General features: G+C 70.6%; 11 protein-coding genes and 1 tRNA gene. 9 read left to right on the top strand and 3 right to left on the bottom strand.

Going from position 1 to position 14,047, the window contains the following annotated elements; translation table 11 throughout:
- Positions 1-1,586 (bottom strand): vWA domain-containing protein (locus B3I25_RS07975; protein ID WP_286738533.1); only part of this gene is annotated, 1,586 nt, incomplete at its 3' end.
- A 7-nt stretch (positions 1,587-1,593) separates the two neighbouring features.
- A complete protein-coding gene (locus tag B3I25_RS07970; protein WP_131332556.1) occupies positions 1,594-2,982 on the bottom strand; it encodes a sigma 54-interacting transcriptional regulator in 1,389 nt (462 codons plus the stop codon).
- A gap of 133 nt (positions 2,983-3,115) precedes the next feature.
- On the opposite strand from B3I25_RS07970, the gene B3I25_RS07965 reads away from it, so the two are divergent.
- From B3I25_RS07965 to nrfD, 6 genes are all read left to right on the top strand, one after another.
- Positions 3,116-3,787 carry a histidine phosphatase family protein gene (locus tag B3I25_RS07965; protein ID WP_286738531.1) on the top strand — a complete coding sequence of 224 codons (672 nt, stop codon included), beginning with the start codon at positions 3,116-3,118 and terminating at the stop codon, positions 3,785-3,787.
- A gap of 69 nt (positions 3,788-3,856) precedes the next feature.
- Positions 3,857-4,750, top strand: coding sequence for an SCO1664 family protein (locus B3I25_RS07960; RefSeq protein ID WP_286738529.1), 894 nt, complete (start codon positions 3,857-3,859; stop codon positions 4,748-4,750).
- A gap of 126 nt (positions 4,751-4,876) precedes the next feature.
- Positions 4,877-5,218 carry a hypothetical protein gene (locus tag B3I25_RS07955; RefSeq protein WP_035965408.1) on the top strand — a complete coding sequence of 114 codons (342 nt, stop codon included), beginning with the start codon at positions 4,877-4,879 and terminating at the stop codon, positions 5,216-5,218.
- A gap of 200 nt (positions 5,219-5,418) precedes the next feature.
- Complete coding sequence (gene fdh / locus B3I25_RS07950) at positions 5,419-8,802, top strand: formate dehydrogenase (RefSeq protein ID WP_286738527.1); 3,384 nt, start codon at positions 5,419-5,421, stop codon at positions 8,800-8,802.
- Between the two features lie 11 nt (positions 8,803-8,813).
- A complete protein-coding gene (locus B3I25_RS07945) occupies positions 8,814-9,977 on the top strand; it encodes a 4Fe-4S dicluster domain-containing protein (protein WP_286738561.1) in 1,164 nt (387 codons plus the stop codon).
- On the top strand, positions 9,974-11,074 hold the full coding sequence (gene nrfD / locus B3I25_RS07940; RefSeq protein WP_286738526.1) for an NrfD/PsrC family molybdoenzyme membrane anchor subunit: 1,101 nt from the start codon (positions 9,974-9,976) through the stop codon (positions 11,072-11,074). The genes B3I25_RS07945 and nrfD overlap by 4 nt, the downstream gene beginning before the upstream one ends.
- A 122-nt stretch (positions 11,075-11,196) precedes the next feature.
- Here nrfD and selD read toward each other — a convergent pair whose 3' ends face one another.
- Positions 11,197-12,240: a selenide, water dikinase SelD gene (gene selD, locus B3I25_RS07935; RefSeq protein ID WP_286738525.1), complete on the bottom strand. Its 1,044-nt coding sequence runs from the start codon at positions 12,238-12,240 to the stop codon at positions 11,197-11,199.
- A gap of 83 nt (positions 12,241-12,323) precedes the next feature.
- Between selD and B3I25_RS07930 the strand changes: the two genes are divergently transcribed.
- From B3I25_RS07930 to B3I25_RS07920, 3 genes are all read left to right on the top strand, one after another.
- Positions 12,324-12,418: transfer RNA gene (locus B3I25_RS07930), tRNA-Sec, on the top strand.
- 41 nt (positions 12,419-12,459) lie between these two features.
- Complete coding sequence (gene selA, locus B3I25_RS07925) at positions 12,460-13,767, top strand: L-seryl-tRNA(Sec) selenium transferase (RefSeq protein ID WP_193518822.1); 1,308 nt, start codon at positions 12,460-12,462, stop codon at positions 13,765-13,767.
- The coding region (locus tag B3I25_RS07920; RefSeq protein WP_286738524.1) for a GTP-binding protein at positions 13,767-14,047 on the top strand (281 nt) is incomplete at its 3' end. The genes selA and B3I25_RS07920, both read left to right, overlap by 1 nt.

Here is a 14,047-nt window from a genome sequence, read left to right as displayed (position 1 = left end):
AGCTCCCCGATGTCCATCGTCTGGGCGTAGCGGCCGAACGTGATGAGTTCGAGTGCGTCACCCCGGAAGCGGGTGGAGATCAATTGGTGCAGGGCGATCGCCGTGCGCTTCATGGGGACCCAGCGCCCGTTCAACGCCATGGAGAAGGACGTGTCCACGAGCAGCGCCACCGCCGCTTGCGTGCGCGCCTCCGTCTCGCGCACCTCGATGTCCTGGACGTCGATCTGGAGACCCGCACTCGGGTCCGCGCCCGACGCCGCCGTGCGGGTCACCGCGTTGGTCACCGTGCGGGTCACGTCCCACGGTTCCACGTCCCCGAACTGCCACGGGCGGGACGAGCCGGTCTGCTCACCGGCGGCCCCGGCGAGCCGGGTGTCCCGGCGGCCACTGCGACCGGAAAGTCTCCCGGCGGCGTCGCGCAACAGGGATTTGCCGAGCTTGCGCATGGCCCGCGGGGACAACCGCAATTCGCCGTCCGTGCCGCGGCGCAGGTAGCCGCTGTCCCGCATGGCGCGCTCGAGCTCGGTGAGCGTGCGCGCGGCGACGGCGGCGTCGTCGCCCAGTTGCCGGGCCAGCGCGGCCACGTCCAGGTCCGAGAGCGTGGAACCCGCATACGACTGGGACAGCTGCTCGCTCAGGGCGTCCAGGTCCGCGAGGTCCTGCAGCACACCCGTCCCGTCCCCGAGACCGAGGCCTTGATCGCCCTCGAACTGCTCCGAACCGGACCAGTCCAACCCGGGACGCAGGCCCTGCAGCGCGGCGTCGAGGCGGTCCAGTTGAGACATCAGTTCGGGGGAACCGAACGCCTGCGCGGACAGCGCCATGAGCTCCTCGCGCTGCTCCGGGGTCATGGACCGCATCATGCGCTGCGCGGCGGCGGAGCGCTGAGCCAGCGCGTCGATGAGCTCGTCGATGTCCTGGGGGTTCTCGGGGAACTGGTCCCCGTGCCGGTTCATGAACCGCTCGAAGTCCTCGGGTGTGTCCTCGCCGCGGGCGTGCTTCTCGAGCAGCTCGTTGAGGTCCTCGAGCATGCGGGAGACCGCGGCGCGGTCCTCGTCCGTGGCGTTCTGCAGCGCGTTCTTCATCCCCGCGAAGCGCTGCTCGAGCAGTTCGCGGCCCAGCAGGTCCTTGATCTGTTCGTAGTTGCGCCGTGCGGCGTCCGACTGCCAGTCGTAGTCGGACAGTTCCGTCACGGCCGCCGCGGTGGAGGACGGCAGGGCGTCCAGGCGCATCTCCCGGAACTGCCGGTCCGTGGGATCCATGCGCGCGTCCCGCAGGAACTGATCGCGTTCCTCGCGCAGCGCGCGGTCGAGCAGTTTCTTGGCCTCCTGCACCGTGCCGTCCAGGCGGTGCCGGCTCAGCAGGTCCCGACGCCGCTGATGCACCTGGCGCGCCAGATCGTCCAGTCCGCGCTGGTTACGCCCGCCGCGGCGCAGGAATTCGCGCAGGGCCTGGTCGGGGGAGTAGCCGGCCATGACGTCCTCGGTCACGGCGTCCAGGACCTCCCCGAGGTCCACGGGTGGGGCCAGGGGATCGGGGCCGCCGGAGTAACGACCGTACCGTGAAGAATGCCGGGGTGTGCGCATGGGAGGCCTATCCGTAGACGGTTTCCCCGTCGCCGGACTCCTTGGAGAGCTTCCGGGTCAGGAACAGCCCCTCGAGGGCGAGTTCGACGGCGGTCGCGCGGTACCCGGGCCCCTCACCGCCCACGCGTTCGGCCAACCGGTCGTAGAGCTCGGAGTCCTCGAGGGCGGGCAGGGCGTCGAGGAACTCCTGGGCGCCCACGCGTTCGCCGGTCGTGATGGTGCGCTGACCGTCGAACGCGGCGACCAGGGGAGAGAGATCCAAGCCACGGAAGTGTTCCCGCACGGCCTGGGCGGTCGCGGTACGCAACAAGTGCTCCAGGATGTCGTCCTCGCGGCCTTCCTCACCGGATTCGAACTCGACCTTCCCGCCCAGTACGGCCACCGCGGTGTCCACGTCCACGAGCCGGGCCACGGCGGGGTCACCGGGGCGCACCGTGGCGCGGTGCCGGGCGGCGGCCGCCACGGTTTCAGCTCCCGCGATCGCGAAGCGCGCGGAGACACCCGAGGACTGGTTCACCGCGCTGGATTCACGCAGTTGTCGTGTGAACCGGGCCAGGATCTCCAGGATGATGTCGGGGACCTCGGCGGTGAGTTCGGCCTCCTGACGGATCACGGCCATCTCATCCTCGAGTTCGAGCGGGTAGTGGGTGCGGATCTCCGCCCCGAAGCGGTCCTTGAGCGGGGTGATGATCCGGCCGCGGTTGGTGTAGTCCTCCGGGTTGGCGGAGGCCACGACCATGACGTCCAGCGGCAAGCGCAGCACGTAGCCGCGGATCTGGATGTCCCGCTCCTCCATGACGTTGAGCAGGGCCACCTGGATGCGCTCGGCCAGGTCAGGTAGTTCGTTGAGCGCCACGATCCCGCGGTTCGCGCGCGGGATCAGCCCGTAGTGGATGGTCTCGGGGTCCCCGAGCCGCCGCCCCTCCGCGACCCGCATGGGGTCCACGTCCCCGATCAGGTCCGCGACGGACGTGTCTGGGGTGGACAGCTTCTCCACGTAACGCTCGTCGCGATGGCGCCACGTGATCGGTAGGTCGTCACCCTCCGCGGCGATCCGCGCGGTGGACTCGGCGGTGAGCGGTTCGTAGGGGTGTTCGTTGAGTTCGGAGCCCGCGATCACGGGCGTCCACTCGTCCAGCAGCCGTGGCAGGGTGCGCAGCAAGCGGGTCTTGCCCTGGCCGCGTTCACCCAGCAGCGCGACGTCGTGCCCCGCGATCAGCGCGCGCTCGAACTGGGGGATCACGGTGCGCTCGAAGCCGTGCAGTCCCTGCCACGGGTTCTCCCCCGCGGCGAGCGCCGCGAGCAAGTTGTCGCGGATCTCCCGGCGCAGGGATTTCAGCTCATGACCCGACGCGCGCAGGTCACCCAGGGTGCGGATGTCAGGTTGGGCGTTCACGCGCGTCACGCTACGCCCGGTGGGCGGCGGCGTCGAGCCCCCGGGGCGGTTCGGTGACGCCGTGTGACGGGCGGGGAGCCGTGCGGGGCGGGGCCCGTGACGCGGGGGCGGGTGCGTTCTAGGCTGACGAAGCATGAGCGACTCCCGCGGATCGACCACCGTCCTGCTCGTGCGTCACGGCCGCACCCCCACGACGGGTGAGCTGTTGCCGGGGCGTTCCTCGGGACTGCACCTGTCCGAGCAGGGGTGGGAGCAGGCGCGCGCCGCGGCCGAGCGGATTGCGGAACTGACCGTGAGCGCGCTGTACAGCTCTCCGCTCGAACGCGCGCGGGAGACCGCCCAGCCGAGTGCCGAGCTGCTGGGTCTGCCCGTCCGCGAGGACCCCGCGCTCCTGGAGCTCGACGTGGGGCAATGGACGGGGCGCGCGCTCAACGACCTCAACCGGTTGCCCGAGTGGCGCACCGTTCAACACAATCCCTCCGCGTTCCGGTTCCCGGACGGGGAGAGCTTCCCCGAGATGCAGCAGCGCATGGTCGATGCCGTGCAGCGCCTGTGCACGTTCCACCCCGGTGGGACCGTGGTGTGCTTCTCCCACGCGGACCCCATTCGCGGGTTGCTGGCCCACGCGATGGGCACGCCCCTGGACAACTTCCAGCGGCTCAGCGTGGGGCCATGCTCGATCTCGGTGCTGTCCTATCCCGCGGCGCCCGACGGTGCGGATGAGCCCTCCGGCGACGACACGAATCCGGTGGTGCTCACGGTCAACTCCACACGGGATTCCTTGCGGGAGCTGGTGGCGTCGTGACGGGCCGGTCCGGCGCGACCCGGAGCGGGCGCGGGGGCGGCGGGACGGCGTCGTCGTGAGAGCGGCGTCGTGAGGGCGGAACGAGCGGACGAGCTGCTGCGCACGGGGGAGATCACGCTGCTCGGGCAGCTCGCGCGCAGCAGCAATGAGACGTTCCTCGTGGAGGTGCGCGCGCTGGCGTCGCAATCAGTCACCGGCACCGACGGCGACGCTCGTGCCGGCGAGGTCCCCGACCCTGAAGCCGCCGAGGCCTGCTCGGCTCCCACGATCGGCGACGACGCCGCTCCGGCCGACTCACCCGTCGCGGCACCCGACCCCGACAACGCAGCTCCCGCAGCGACGTCGTTCGGTCCGCCGGACTCGGACACGGCATGCTGGGCCATCTACAAACCCGAGCTCGGGGAGCGGCCCCTGCACGACTTCCCGCCAGGTCTGTACCGCCGGGAGCGCGCCGCGTACCTGCTCAGCGAGGCGCTCGGCTGGGGGATCGTCCCGCTCACCGTGATCCGGGACGACGCCCCGTTCGGGACGGGATCGCTGCAGATGTTCGTGGCCGCGGACCCCCGGGAGCACTACTTCACGATTGTGGAGGACCACCCGGACACCCACCCGGTGCTGCGCGCCATGGCCGCCTTCGACGTGCTGACCAACAACACCGACCGCAAATCCGGCCACGTCCTGCGCGGCTGGGACGGGCGGGTCTGGGGGATCGACCACGGACTGTGCTTCGCCGCGGCGTTCAAACTGCGCACCGTGATCTGGGAATTCGCGCGCGACCCCTTGCCCCTGGACCTCGTGGCGGACATTGCGGCGCTCGCCGAGAACGGCGCACCGCCGGAGGTGACCGAGCTGCTGACGACCGAGGAGACGCGTGCCCTGCGTCGTCGTGCCCGTGCCCTCGCGCTGCTGGGCAGGCTCCCGGAGGACCCCTCCGGCATGCGCTACCCGTGGCCGCTCGTGTGAGCCGCCCCGGAGCGGTCCGCTGCGCGTGAAGCGGCCGGGGGTCCGGTGGAGGCGCGGGGCCGCGGCACCGTAGTCTGACCGTGCGCGTGACAGCGCGCTCGTCGAGAACCTGGCAAGGAGTAACCCATGACGCAGCCCATCCCGGACCCCAACCCGCTCGACAACCCCGAGGCCTCGGACGACACGTTCCGCGAGGACGAACTGATCGGCACCACCGGTGACGAGGACTCCGCGTGGGAGGAGGACGACGCCCAATGGGGTGCCGACGAGGATCCCCTGACCCACCCCGAGGAAGCCGACGTGGAGCAGGTGGCGCAGGAGGAGACGATCCCCGAGCTCGATACCACCTCCGAGACTCAGGACCCGGAGGTCGAGGCCCTCGTGCAGGACCCGCAGGCCGACCGCGAGGTCAACCGCTCGTTGCGGGACGGCGCGGACCAGACCGTGGACCCCATGGACGAGCGCTGACGCGACACGCCGTCGCAGACCACCGACGACCCGTGGCGTCCGGGCGGCCCGTGTGGCCGCCCGGCCGCCACGGGTCGTCGCCGTGCGGGCCGATTCCCGGCATGAGCCGGGCCGATGCCGCCGTGAGGGCCGCGCGGGTCGTCGCCGTCGCGACACACCTGACACCTGGACGCGCGCGGTAAACGGTCTATTCTTGCGATATGTCCCGATTCAGCCCGCTCGAGTGGCCGGTCATCCGCCAACTCCGGACCGGAGATCACACCGGCCGCAGTTCCGCAGTGCAGTCCCAACGCACCCGTGACATCACCCCGCGCACCGCCACGGCGGACCGCGTGGTGCAGAGCATCTGCCCGTACTGCGCCGTGGGCTGCGGACAGAAGGTCTACGTCAAGGACGAGCGCGTCATTCAGATCGAGGGTGACCCGGACTCTCCCATCTCCCGCGGTCGTCTGTGCCCCAAGGGCTCCGCCAGTGAGCAGCTTGTGAACTCGCCGGGTCGACAAACTCAAGTGCTGTACCGCGCGCCCGGCGCCGCCGAGTGGCAGCCCCTGGATCGCGACACGGCCATCGACATGATCGCCGACCGCTTTCTCGAGTCCCGGCGCCGAGGCTGGCAGGACGCGGACGAGCAGGGTCGGCCGTTGCGCCGCACCATGGGCATCGCGTCCTTGGGCGGCGCCACGCTGGACAACGAAGAGAACTACCTGATCAAGAAGCTGTTCACGGCTGCGGGGGCTGTGCAGATCGAGAACCAGGCTCGGATTTGACACTCCGCCACGGTTCCCAGTCTGGGAACCTCCTTCGGGCGCGGCGGCGCCACCCAGTCCCTGCAGGACATGGCCAACGCGGACTGCATCGTCATCCAGGGCTCCAACATGGCCGAGTGCCACCCAGTGGGCTTCCAGTGGGTCACTGAGGCCAAGGCACGCGGCGCCCGCGTGATCCACGTGGACCCGCGGTTCACGCGCACCTCTGCCGTGTCGGACAAGCACCTGCCCATCCGCGCGGGTTCGGACATCGTGCTGCTGGGTGCACTGATCAACTACGTGCTGAGCAACAACCTCTGGTTCCACGAGTACGTGGTCTCCTACACGAACGCCTCCACCTTGATCAGCGAGGACTTCGAGGACGCCGAGGACCTGAACGGGTTGTTCTCCGGTTACGACCCGGAGAGCGGCTCCTACCACCTGGGGTCGTGGGCCTACGAGACCGAGGACGATGGCTCCGGCCACGAGGGCGCGGAGGAGCACGCCAAGGGTGATGAGCAGCGTGCTAAGGCTGGCGGGCAGCAGTTCGGCAGCGGCGGCGCCCCCGTCGGCACTGGCACGCCCAAGCGGGACGAGACCCTGCAGCACCCGCGCACCGTGTTCCAGATCCTCAAGCGCCACTTCTCCCGGTACACGCCGGAGATGGTGCGGGAGACGTGCGGCATCTCCGAGGAGGACTTCTCGTACCTGGCACACTCGGTCACGGAGAATTCCGGCCGGGACCGCACCACGTGCTTCGCCTACGCGGTGGGGTGGACCCAGCACACGCTGGGCGCCCAGTTCATCCGCACGGCGTCCATCCTGCAGCTGCTGCTGGGCAACATGGGACGCCCCGGTGGCGGCATCATGGCCCTGCGCGGGCACGCGACCATCCAGGGCTCCACGGACATCCCCACGCTGTTCAACCTCCTGCCGGGATACCTGCCCATGCCGTCCGTGACGGCGCAGACCCTGGACGACTACGTGGACGGGATCCGCACTACCAACCAGAAGGGGTACTGGGCCAACGCCCGGTCTTACGCCGTCAACCTGCTCAAGTCGTGGTGGGGGGACGCCGCCACGGCCGAGAACGACTACGCGTACGACTACATCCCGCGCATCAACGGGGCCCACGGCACGTACCAGACGCTGATGTCCATGCTCAAGGACCAGGTGGAGGGGTACTTCCTGCTGGGGCAGAACCCCGCGGTGGGTTCGGCCAACGGGCGGCTGCAGCGCATGGGAATGTCCCACCTCAAGTGGCTCGTGGTGCGGGACCTCAACATGATCGAGTCCGCCACGTGGTGGAAGGACGGCCCGGAGATCGCCTCCGGTGAGCTGAAGACCGAGGACATCGACACCGAGGTCTTCTTCATGCCCGCGGCCACGCACGTGGAGAAGTCCGGCTCCTTCACCCAGACCCAGCGTCTGGTGCAGTGGCGCCACCAGGCGGTCACCCCGCCGGGGGACGCGCAGAGCGATCTGGAGTTCTTCTTCGAGCTGGGCAAGCGGCTCCGCGAACGCCTCGCTGACTCCACGGACCCACGGGATCGGCCGCTGCTGGACCTCACGTGGGACTACCCGCTCACGGAGGAGGGGGAGCCGGACGCCGAGGCCGTCCTGGCCGAGATCAACGGCCGGTTCCTCACGGGCCCGGACGCCGGCAAGCCCCTGAGCTCCTACAACCAGATGAAGGACGACGGCAGCACGGCCGGCGGATGCTGGATCTACACGGGCATCTACGCGGACGGCGTGAACCGCGCCGCCATGCGCGTGCCCGGGCAGGTGCAGGACGAGATCGCCTCCGAGTGGGCGTGGGCGTGGCCCGCGAACCGTCGCATCCTCTACAACCGTGCCTCCGCGGACCCCCAGGGCAAGCCCTGGAGCGAACGCAAGAAGCTCGTGTGGTGGGACGAGGAGAACCACACCTGGACGGGCAAGGACAATCCGGACTTCCCGCTGGACCGGGAGCCCGGAAGCCATCCCGACCCGCAGCAGGGCGGCCCCGATGCGCTCGCCGGTGACGACCCCTTCATCATGCAGGCGGACGGCAAAGCCTGGCTCTTCGCACCCAAGGGCATGATGGACGGGCCCCTGCCCACGCACTACGAGCCGCAGGAGTCCCCCGTGGACAACCCGCTGTACACGCAGCAGCAGAGTCCCACACGCGTCATGTTCCCGCGTGAGGACAACCTCTCCGCACCCAGCGGCAAGGCGCCGGGCACGGACGTTTACCCGTTCATGTTCACCACCTACCGGTTGACCGAGCACCACACGGCCGGTGGCATGAGCCGGTGGTTGCCGTACCTCTCCGAGCTGCAGCCCGAGATGTTCTGTGAGATCTCACCCGAGCTCGCGGAGCTGAAGGGGCTGGAGCCGTACGGGTGGGCCACGATCGTCTCACCGCGTTCGGCCATAGAGGTCAGGGTGCTCGTCACGGACCGGATGACCCCGCTCACGGTGGGGGGCAAAACCATCCACCAGATCGGTCTGCCCTACCACTGGGGTGCGGGCACGGACGCGGTGGTCACCGGTGACGGCGCGAACGACCTGCTGGGCATCACGCTGGACCCCAACGTGCAGATCCAGAACTTCAAGACGGGTTCGTGCGACATCCTTCCCGGGCGGCGGCCGCGCGGTGCGCAGCGCAACGAACTGGTGCGGGAGTACCAGCAGCGAGCGGGCCTCACGGTGCGCACGGGCATGGAGCGCATCACGGATCCGGAGCGCGAGCTGAACGACGATCCGCTGCGAGCACGCGACACCGGGGACGTCGCCGGACGGTCCACGGCCTACACGGCGGGGACCGCCACGACGGACCAGGGAGAAGACAAGTGAGCACGGACCGGATGACGCCCACCTCGGCCTTCGAGGAAGACACCTACTGGGAGCACTCCCACCCGCGGCGCGGGTTCTTCACGGACACCTCCATCTGCATCGGCTGCAAGGCCTGCGAGGTGGCGTGCAAGGAGTGGAACCGCAACCCGGTGGACTCGGACTACGAGATCCTGGGTTCCTCCTACGACAACACGGGCGGGCTCGGCGCGGACACGTGGCGCCACGTGGCCTTCATCGAGCAGACCCAGGACCGCATCGAGGAGGCCCGTGAGTCCGGCCGCGCCCTGGTGAACCTGGGGATGCCGCGGGTGGGGCCCCCTGAGACGTCGCCCGCGCCGTCGTCCGGTGGGTGCGCGTGCGGTTCGGCCGCGCCGGTGAACAATGCCGCTGGGTCCGGGTGCGCGGGCCCGTCCTCGGCGACCACCGCGCCCGCGGCCAGTGGCTGCGGATCCACGGGCGGTTGCGGTTGCTCCTCCGGTGGGGCGGGCGGCGCAGCCGCGGGCACCGGCGAGGACGGTTCCCCCGTCCTGGACACCCCGGACTTCCGCTGGCTCATGTCTTCGGACGTGTGCAAGCACTGCACCCACGCCGGGTGCCTGGACGTGTGCCCCACGGGCGCGCTGTTCCGCACCGAGTACGGCACCGTCGTGGTCCAGGAGGACATCTGTAACGGATGCGGGACGTGCGTGGCCGGCTGTCCGTTCGGCGTGATTGAGCGCCGCGACGACGGCCTCGTGGAGCCCAAGAACCAGCGCGGTGCGGCTCCCATGCCGGACACCGTGAAGGTCCCCCAGGACGGGATCGCCCAGAAGTGCACGCTGTGCTACGACCGTATGAAGGACGACCAGACCCCGGCGTGCGCGCAGGCGTGCCCCACCACCTCCATCAAGTACGGCGAGCGCGAGAGCATGCTCGAGTCGGCCCAGAAGCGGGTCGCCCAGTTGCACGAGCAGGGCAAGACCGAGGCGCGGCTCTACGGCGCCAACCCCAAGGACGGCGTGGGCGGAACCGGGTCCATCTTCCTGCTGCTCGACGAGCCCGAGGTGTACGGCCTGCCGCCGGATCCCCGCGTCCCCACGGCTGACCTGCCGCGCATGTTCAAGCGCGCGGGCATGGCCGTGGTGGGCATGCTGGCGCTCGGCGCGGTCGCGTTCACGGCGGGTGATCGCTCATGAGCATTTCCCCGTACGACGCCTACCGTCCGCCGCAGGAGCCGCGCGGCAAACGACGCCGCAAGAACCGCACCCCGGGCGGGGGAGCCTTCCGCCGCGGTGGCGGTGACGGTTCCCGCGAAGTGCCCGTGGTGCCGGAGCCCGAGTTCAGGTCCTACTACGGCCGCCCGATCGTCAAGGCCCCGCCGTGGGACTCCAAGATCGCGTCCTACCTGTTCCTGGGCGGTCTCGCGGGTGGTTCCGCGCTGCTGTCCCTGGGCGGCTACTTCACGGACCGGCCCGCACTGCGTCGCAACGGTCGCCTGGGCGCACTGGGAGCGGCGAGCCTCGGGACCGTGGCGCTCGTCGCGGACCTCGGGCGCCCCGAGCGGTTCCTGCACATGATGCGCACGGTCAAGCCCACCTCGCCCATGAGCCTGGGTTCGTGGTTGCTTGCGGGTTTCGCGACCAACGCGGGCGTGGCCGCCGCGATCGAGGTGGACCGGATGACGGATGAACGCCTCCCGCTCGGCCCCCTGCGCCCGGTGCTGCACGCGCTCGAGCTGCCCACGAGCGTGGCCTCCGGCGTTCTCGGAGCGCCGCTCGCGGCCTACACCGCCGTGCTGCTCGGGGACACCGCAGTGCCCACATGGCACGAGATGCACGCGCACCTGCCGTTCGTGTTCGTCGGCTCCGCGTCCCTGGCAGCTGGGGGCTTCGCGCTCGTGACCACGCCCGTGGCGGAGACCGGCCCCGCACGGTTCTTCGCCGTGGCCGGGGTCGCGGGGGAGCTCGCGGCCATGCACGTCATGAAGCGCTCGATGGACCCCGTCTCCGTGGAACCGCTCGAACAGGGCAAGCCCGGTGCGTGGCTCACTTGGAGCGAACGACTCTCGGTCATCGGTGGCGCGGGCGCTCTGCTCGGCGGACGACGCCGTTGGGTCGCCGCAGCCTCGGGACTCGCCCTCATGACGTCCTCCGCGCTCACACGCTGGGGTGTGTTCTGGGCCGGCAAGGAATCCGTGAAGGACCCCCGGTACACCGTGATCCCGCAGCGCAACCGGCTCGAGAAGCGCCGCGCCGCCGGGATCACCGACGATTCGATCACGACCGCCGGCTGAGTCTTCCGAGGCGGAGGGCTGTCCCGCTCACGTGCGAACACATGCTCGGGACGACCGCGCATGCCGTCGCGCGAACCGGTCGGACGACCGGTTCGCGCGACGGGTTGAGTTGAGCGGCGCGTTCAGCGCACGGTGATGAGCGCATCGCCGTCGGCGGGAACCTCGGTGGTCTCCCCGATCACGGGATAGCCGGGGACCTCCCCGACCACGAGCAGTCCGCCCGACGTCTGGGCATCCGCGAGCAGGAGCAGCTGGTCCTCCGTGATTCCCGATCCCGCGGACAGGAACGGCCGCACCCAGTCCAGGTTGCGGCGGGTACCACCCGAGACGAAACCGTCCCGCAGGGCGTCCGCGGCGCCGTCGACGAGCGGAACCGCGGAGGCGTCGAGCGTGGCGGCCACCCCGGAGGCCCGGCACATCTTGTACAGGTGGCCCAGCAGACCGAAACCGGTCACGTCCGTTGCCGCACGCACCCCGGCCGCAAGGGCTGCGCGGGACGCATCCTTATTGAGCGCGGTCATGGTCTCGATCGCGGCGGGGAACACCTCGCCCGTGGTCTTGTGCCGGTTATTGAGTAGTCCCACCCCGATCGGCTTGGTCAGGGTGATGGGCAGACCAGGCCGGGCGGCGTCGTTGCGCATGAGGCGTTCGGGATCTGCGGTACCGGTGACCGCCATGCCGTACGTGGGTTCGGGGGAGTCGATCGAGTGCCCACCGATCACGGGGCAGCCCGCGAGCGCGGCCACGTCCAGGCCGCCCTGCAGCACCTCGGACATTAGGCTCATGGGCAGCAGCTCACGGGGCCAGCCCACGAGGTTGATCGCGACCACGGGGGCGCCGCCCATCGCGTAGATGTCGGACAGTGCGTTCGCCGCGGCGATCCGGCCCCAGTCGCGGGCGTCGTCCACCACGGGGGTGAAGAAGTCGGCGGTCGAGAGCACCGCGAGGTCGGGGCGCACGAGGACGGCCGCGGCGTCGTCGCCGTCGTCCAGGCCCACGAGGACGTCCGGGGGGTTCTGGCCCGTGAGTCCCTTGACGGCGTCCTCGAGCTCGCCCGGCGGGATCTTGCAGGCGCAGCCACCGCCGTGGGCGTAGCTCGTGAGACGGCCGATCCCGGTCCCGGACGGGTGCGACGTCGTGGACGGGCGGGCGGCTTCGGGAGTCATGCGTCCAGTCTAGGAGTGGGGACGGACAGGCTACTGGGGCATGACGACCGAGGGCGTCCGAGTGCGGTGATACATTCGCTCCCGGAGGCGTACGTGTCCTGGTGGGCGCCCCGGTCTTCAAAACCGGTGAGACCGAGCAGCTCGGTCTGGCGGGTTCGATTCCCGTCCGCCTCCGCCACTTTTTGAGCACTCGCCCGCCACAGATCCCGAGGAGTTGCCGTGAGTGCAGCGGATCCCCGCAGCCGCATCCCCCGTACCGACCGGTTGCTCGCGGATCCTCGCATCGGGTCCGTGGGAGCCGGGCTGGGGGCCGCGGCGGTGCGGGCCGCGATCACGGCCGCGCAGGCCCGGGCACGCGCGGGGGAGATCGCGCCCGAGGACGTCGCGAGCGCCGTCGTCACCGAGCTCTCGGCGCGCGGCGCGTCTTCATTGACCCCGGTGCTCAACGCCACGGGCGTGGTTGTGCACACCAACCTGGGCCGCGCTCCGCTCTCCGATGCCGCCCGCCAGGCCCTGCAGGACGCCTCCGGCTACGTGGACGTGGAACTGGACCTGACCACCGGGCAGCGCTCCGGCCGGGGTGTCGCCGCGCGGCAGGCACTGCTCGACGCGTGCCCCGCCGCCGAGGATGCGCTGATCGTCAACAACGGTGCCGCGGCGTTGGTCCTCGCCACGACCGCGCTGGCCGCTGGGCGCGAGGTCCTGATCAGCCGGGGCGAATTCGTGGAGATCGGTGCCGGGTTCCGCTTGTCCGACCTCATGGAATCCACGGGTGCGCGGCTGCGCGAGGTGGGGACCACCAACCGCACGCACCGCGCCGACTACCGGGACGCCATGGGTCCGGAGACCGGGTGCATCCTCAAGGTCCACCCCAGCAACTTCCGGGTGGACGGCTTCACGTCCTCGGTGCCGCTCGGGGAGCTGCGGGCGCTCGCGGACGAGCACGGGGTGGCGCTCGTGGTGGACGTGGGTAGCGGCCTGCTCACGCCGGATCCCGCGCTGCCCCACGAGCCGAGTCTGTCGGAAGCGCTCGAGGCCGGCGCGGACGCCGTGATCGCGAGCGGGGACAAGTTGCTCGGCGGGCCCCAGGCGGGTCTGTTGCTCGGGCGCACCGAGACGATCCGCCGCCTTGCGCGCTTCCCGCTGGCCCGGGCCGTGCGCGCGGACAAACTGACCCTCGCCGCCCTCGAGGCCACCCTGCGGGGCGGTCCCACCCCCGTCGCGAGCGCCCTGCACGCGGACCCGCAGCGCGTGCGTGAGCGCGCGGAGGCCCTGGCCGCCGCGGTGGGGGCCGACGTCGTGGAGCACGATGGTCGCGTGGGTGGGGGTGGTGCTCCCGGTGTCCCGCTGCCCGGCTGGGCCGTGCGGCTCCCGGAGGCCGCCGCGCGCCCGTTGCGTCTCGGCACGCCAGCCGTGCTGCCGCGCGTGCACGACGGCGCGTGCCTCGTGGACCCCCGCTGCGTCCCCGAGGAGCGGGACACCGACCTGCTCGCCGCCGTGCGCGCGGCGCTCGCGGAGGTGGGCTGATGTACGTCGTGGCCACGGCCGGTCACGTGGACCACGGCAAGTCCACCTTGGTCCGAGCACTCACGGGGATCGAACCGGACCGGTGGGACGAGGAGAAGCGACGCGGGCTCACGATCGACCTCGGGTTCGCGTGGACCGAGCTGCCCTCGGGGAGGCATGTGGCGTTCGTGGACGTCCCCGGGCACGAGCGGTTCCTGGGCAACATGCTTGCCGGTGTGGGCCCGGCTCCGGTGGTGTGCTTCGTGGTGGCTGCGGACGAGGGCTGGCAGGCCCAGTCCCG

This window comes from Kocuria sp. UBA1838, from assembly GCF_002338785.1.
In the GTDB taxonomy this organism is placed as follows: Bacteria; Actinomycetota; Actinomycetes; order Actinomycetales; family Micrococcaceae; genus Kocuria; species Kocuria marina.
This window is presented reverse-complemented; position numbering and strand designations above follow the sequence as displayed.

Excerpts from the sequence above, each read along its gene's own strand:
- B3I25_RS07955 (WP_035965408.1), top strand. The coding sequence starts at position 4,877 with ATGACGCAGCCCATCCCGGACCCCAACCCGCTCGACAACCCCGAGGCC.
- B3I25_RS07945 (WP_286738561.1), top strand. The coding sequence starts at position 8,814 with ATGACGCCCACCTCGGCCTTCGAGGAAGACACCTACTGGGAGCACTCC.
- B3I25_RS07965 (WP_286738531.1), top strand. The coding sequence starts at position 3,116 with ATGAGCGACTCCCGCGGATCGACCACCGTCCTGCTCGTGCGTCACGGC.
- nrfD (WP_286738526.1), top strand. The coding sequence starts at position 9,974 with ATGAGCATTTCCCCGTACGACGCCTACCGTCCGCCGCAGGAGCCGCGC.
- selD (WP_286738525.1), bottom strand. The coding sequence starts at position 12,240 with ATGACTCCCGAAGCCGCCCGCCCGTCCACGACGTCGCACCCGTCCGGG.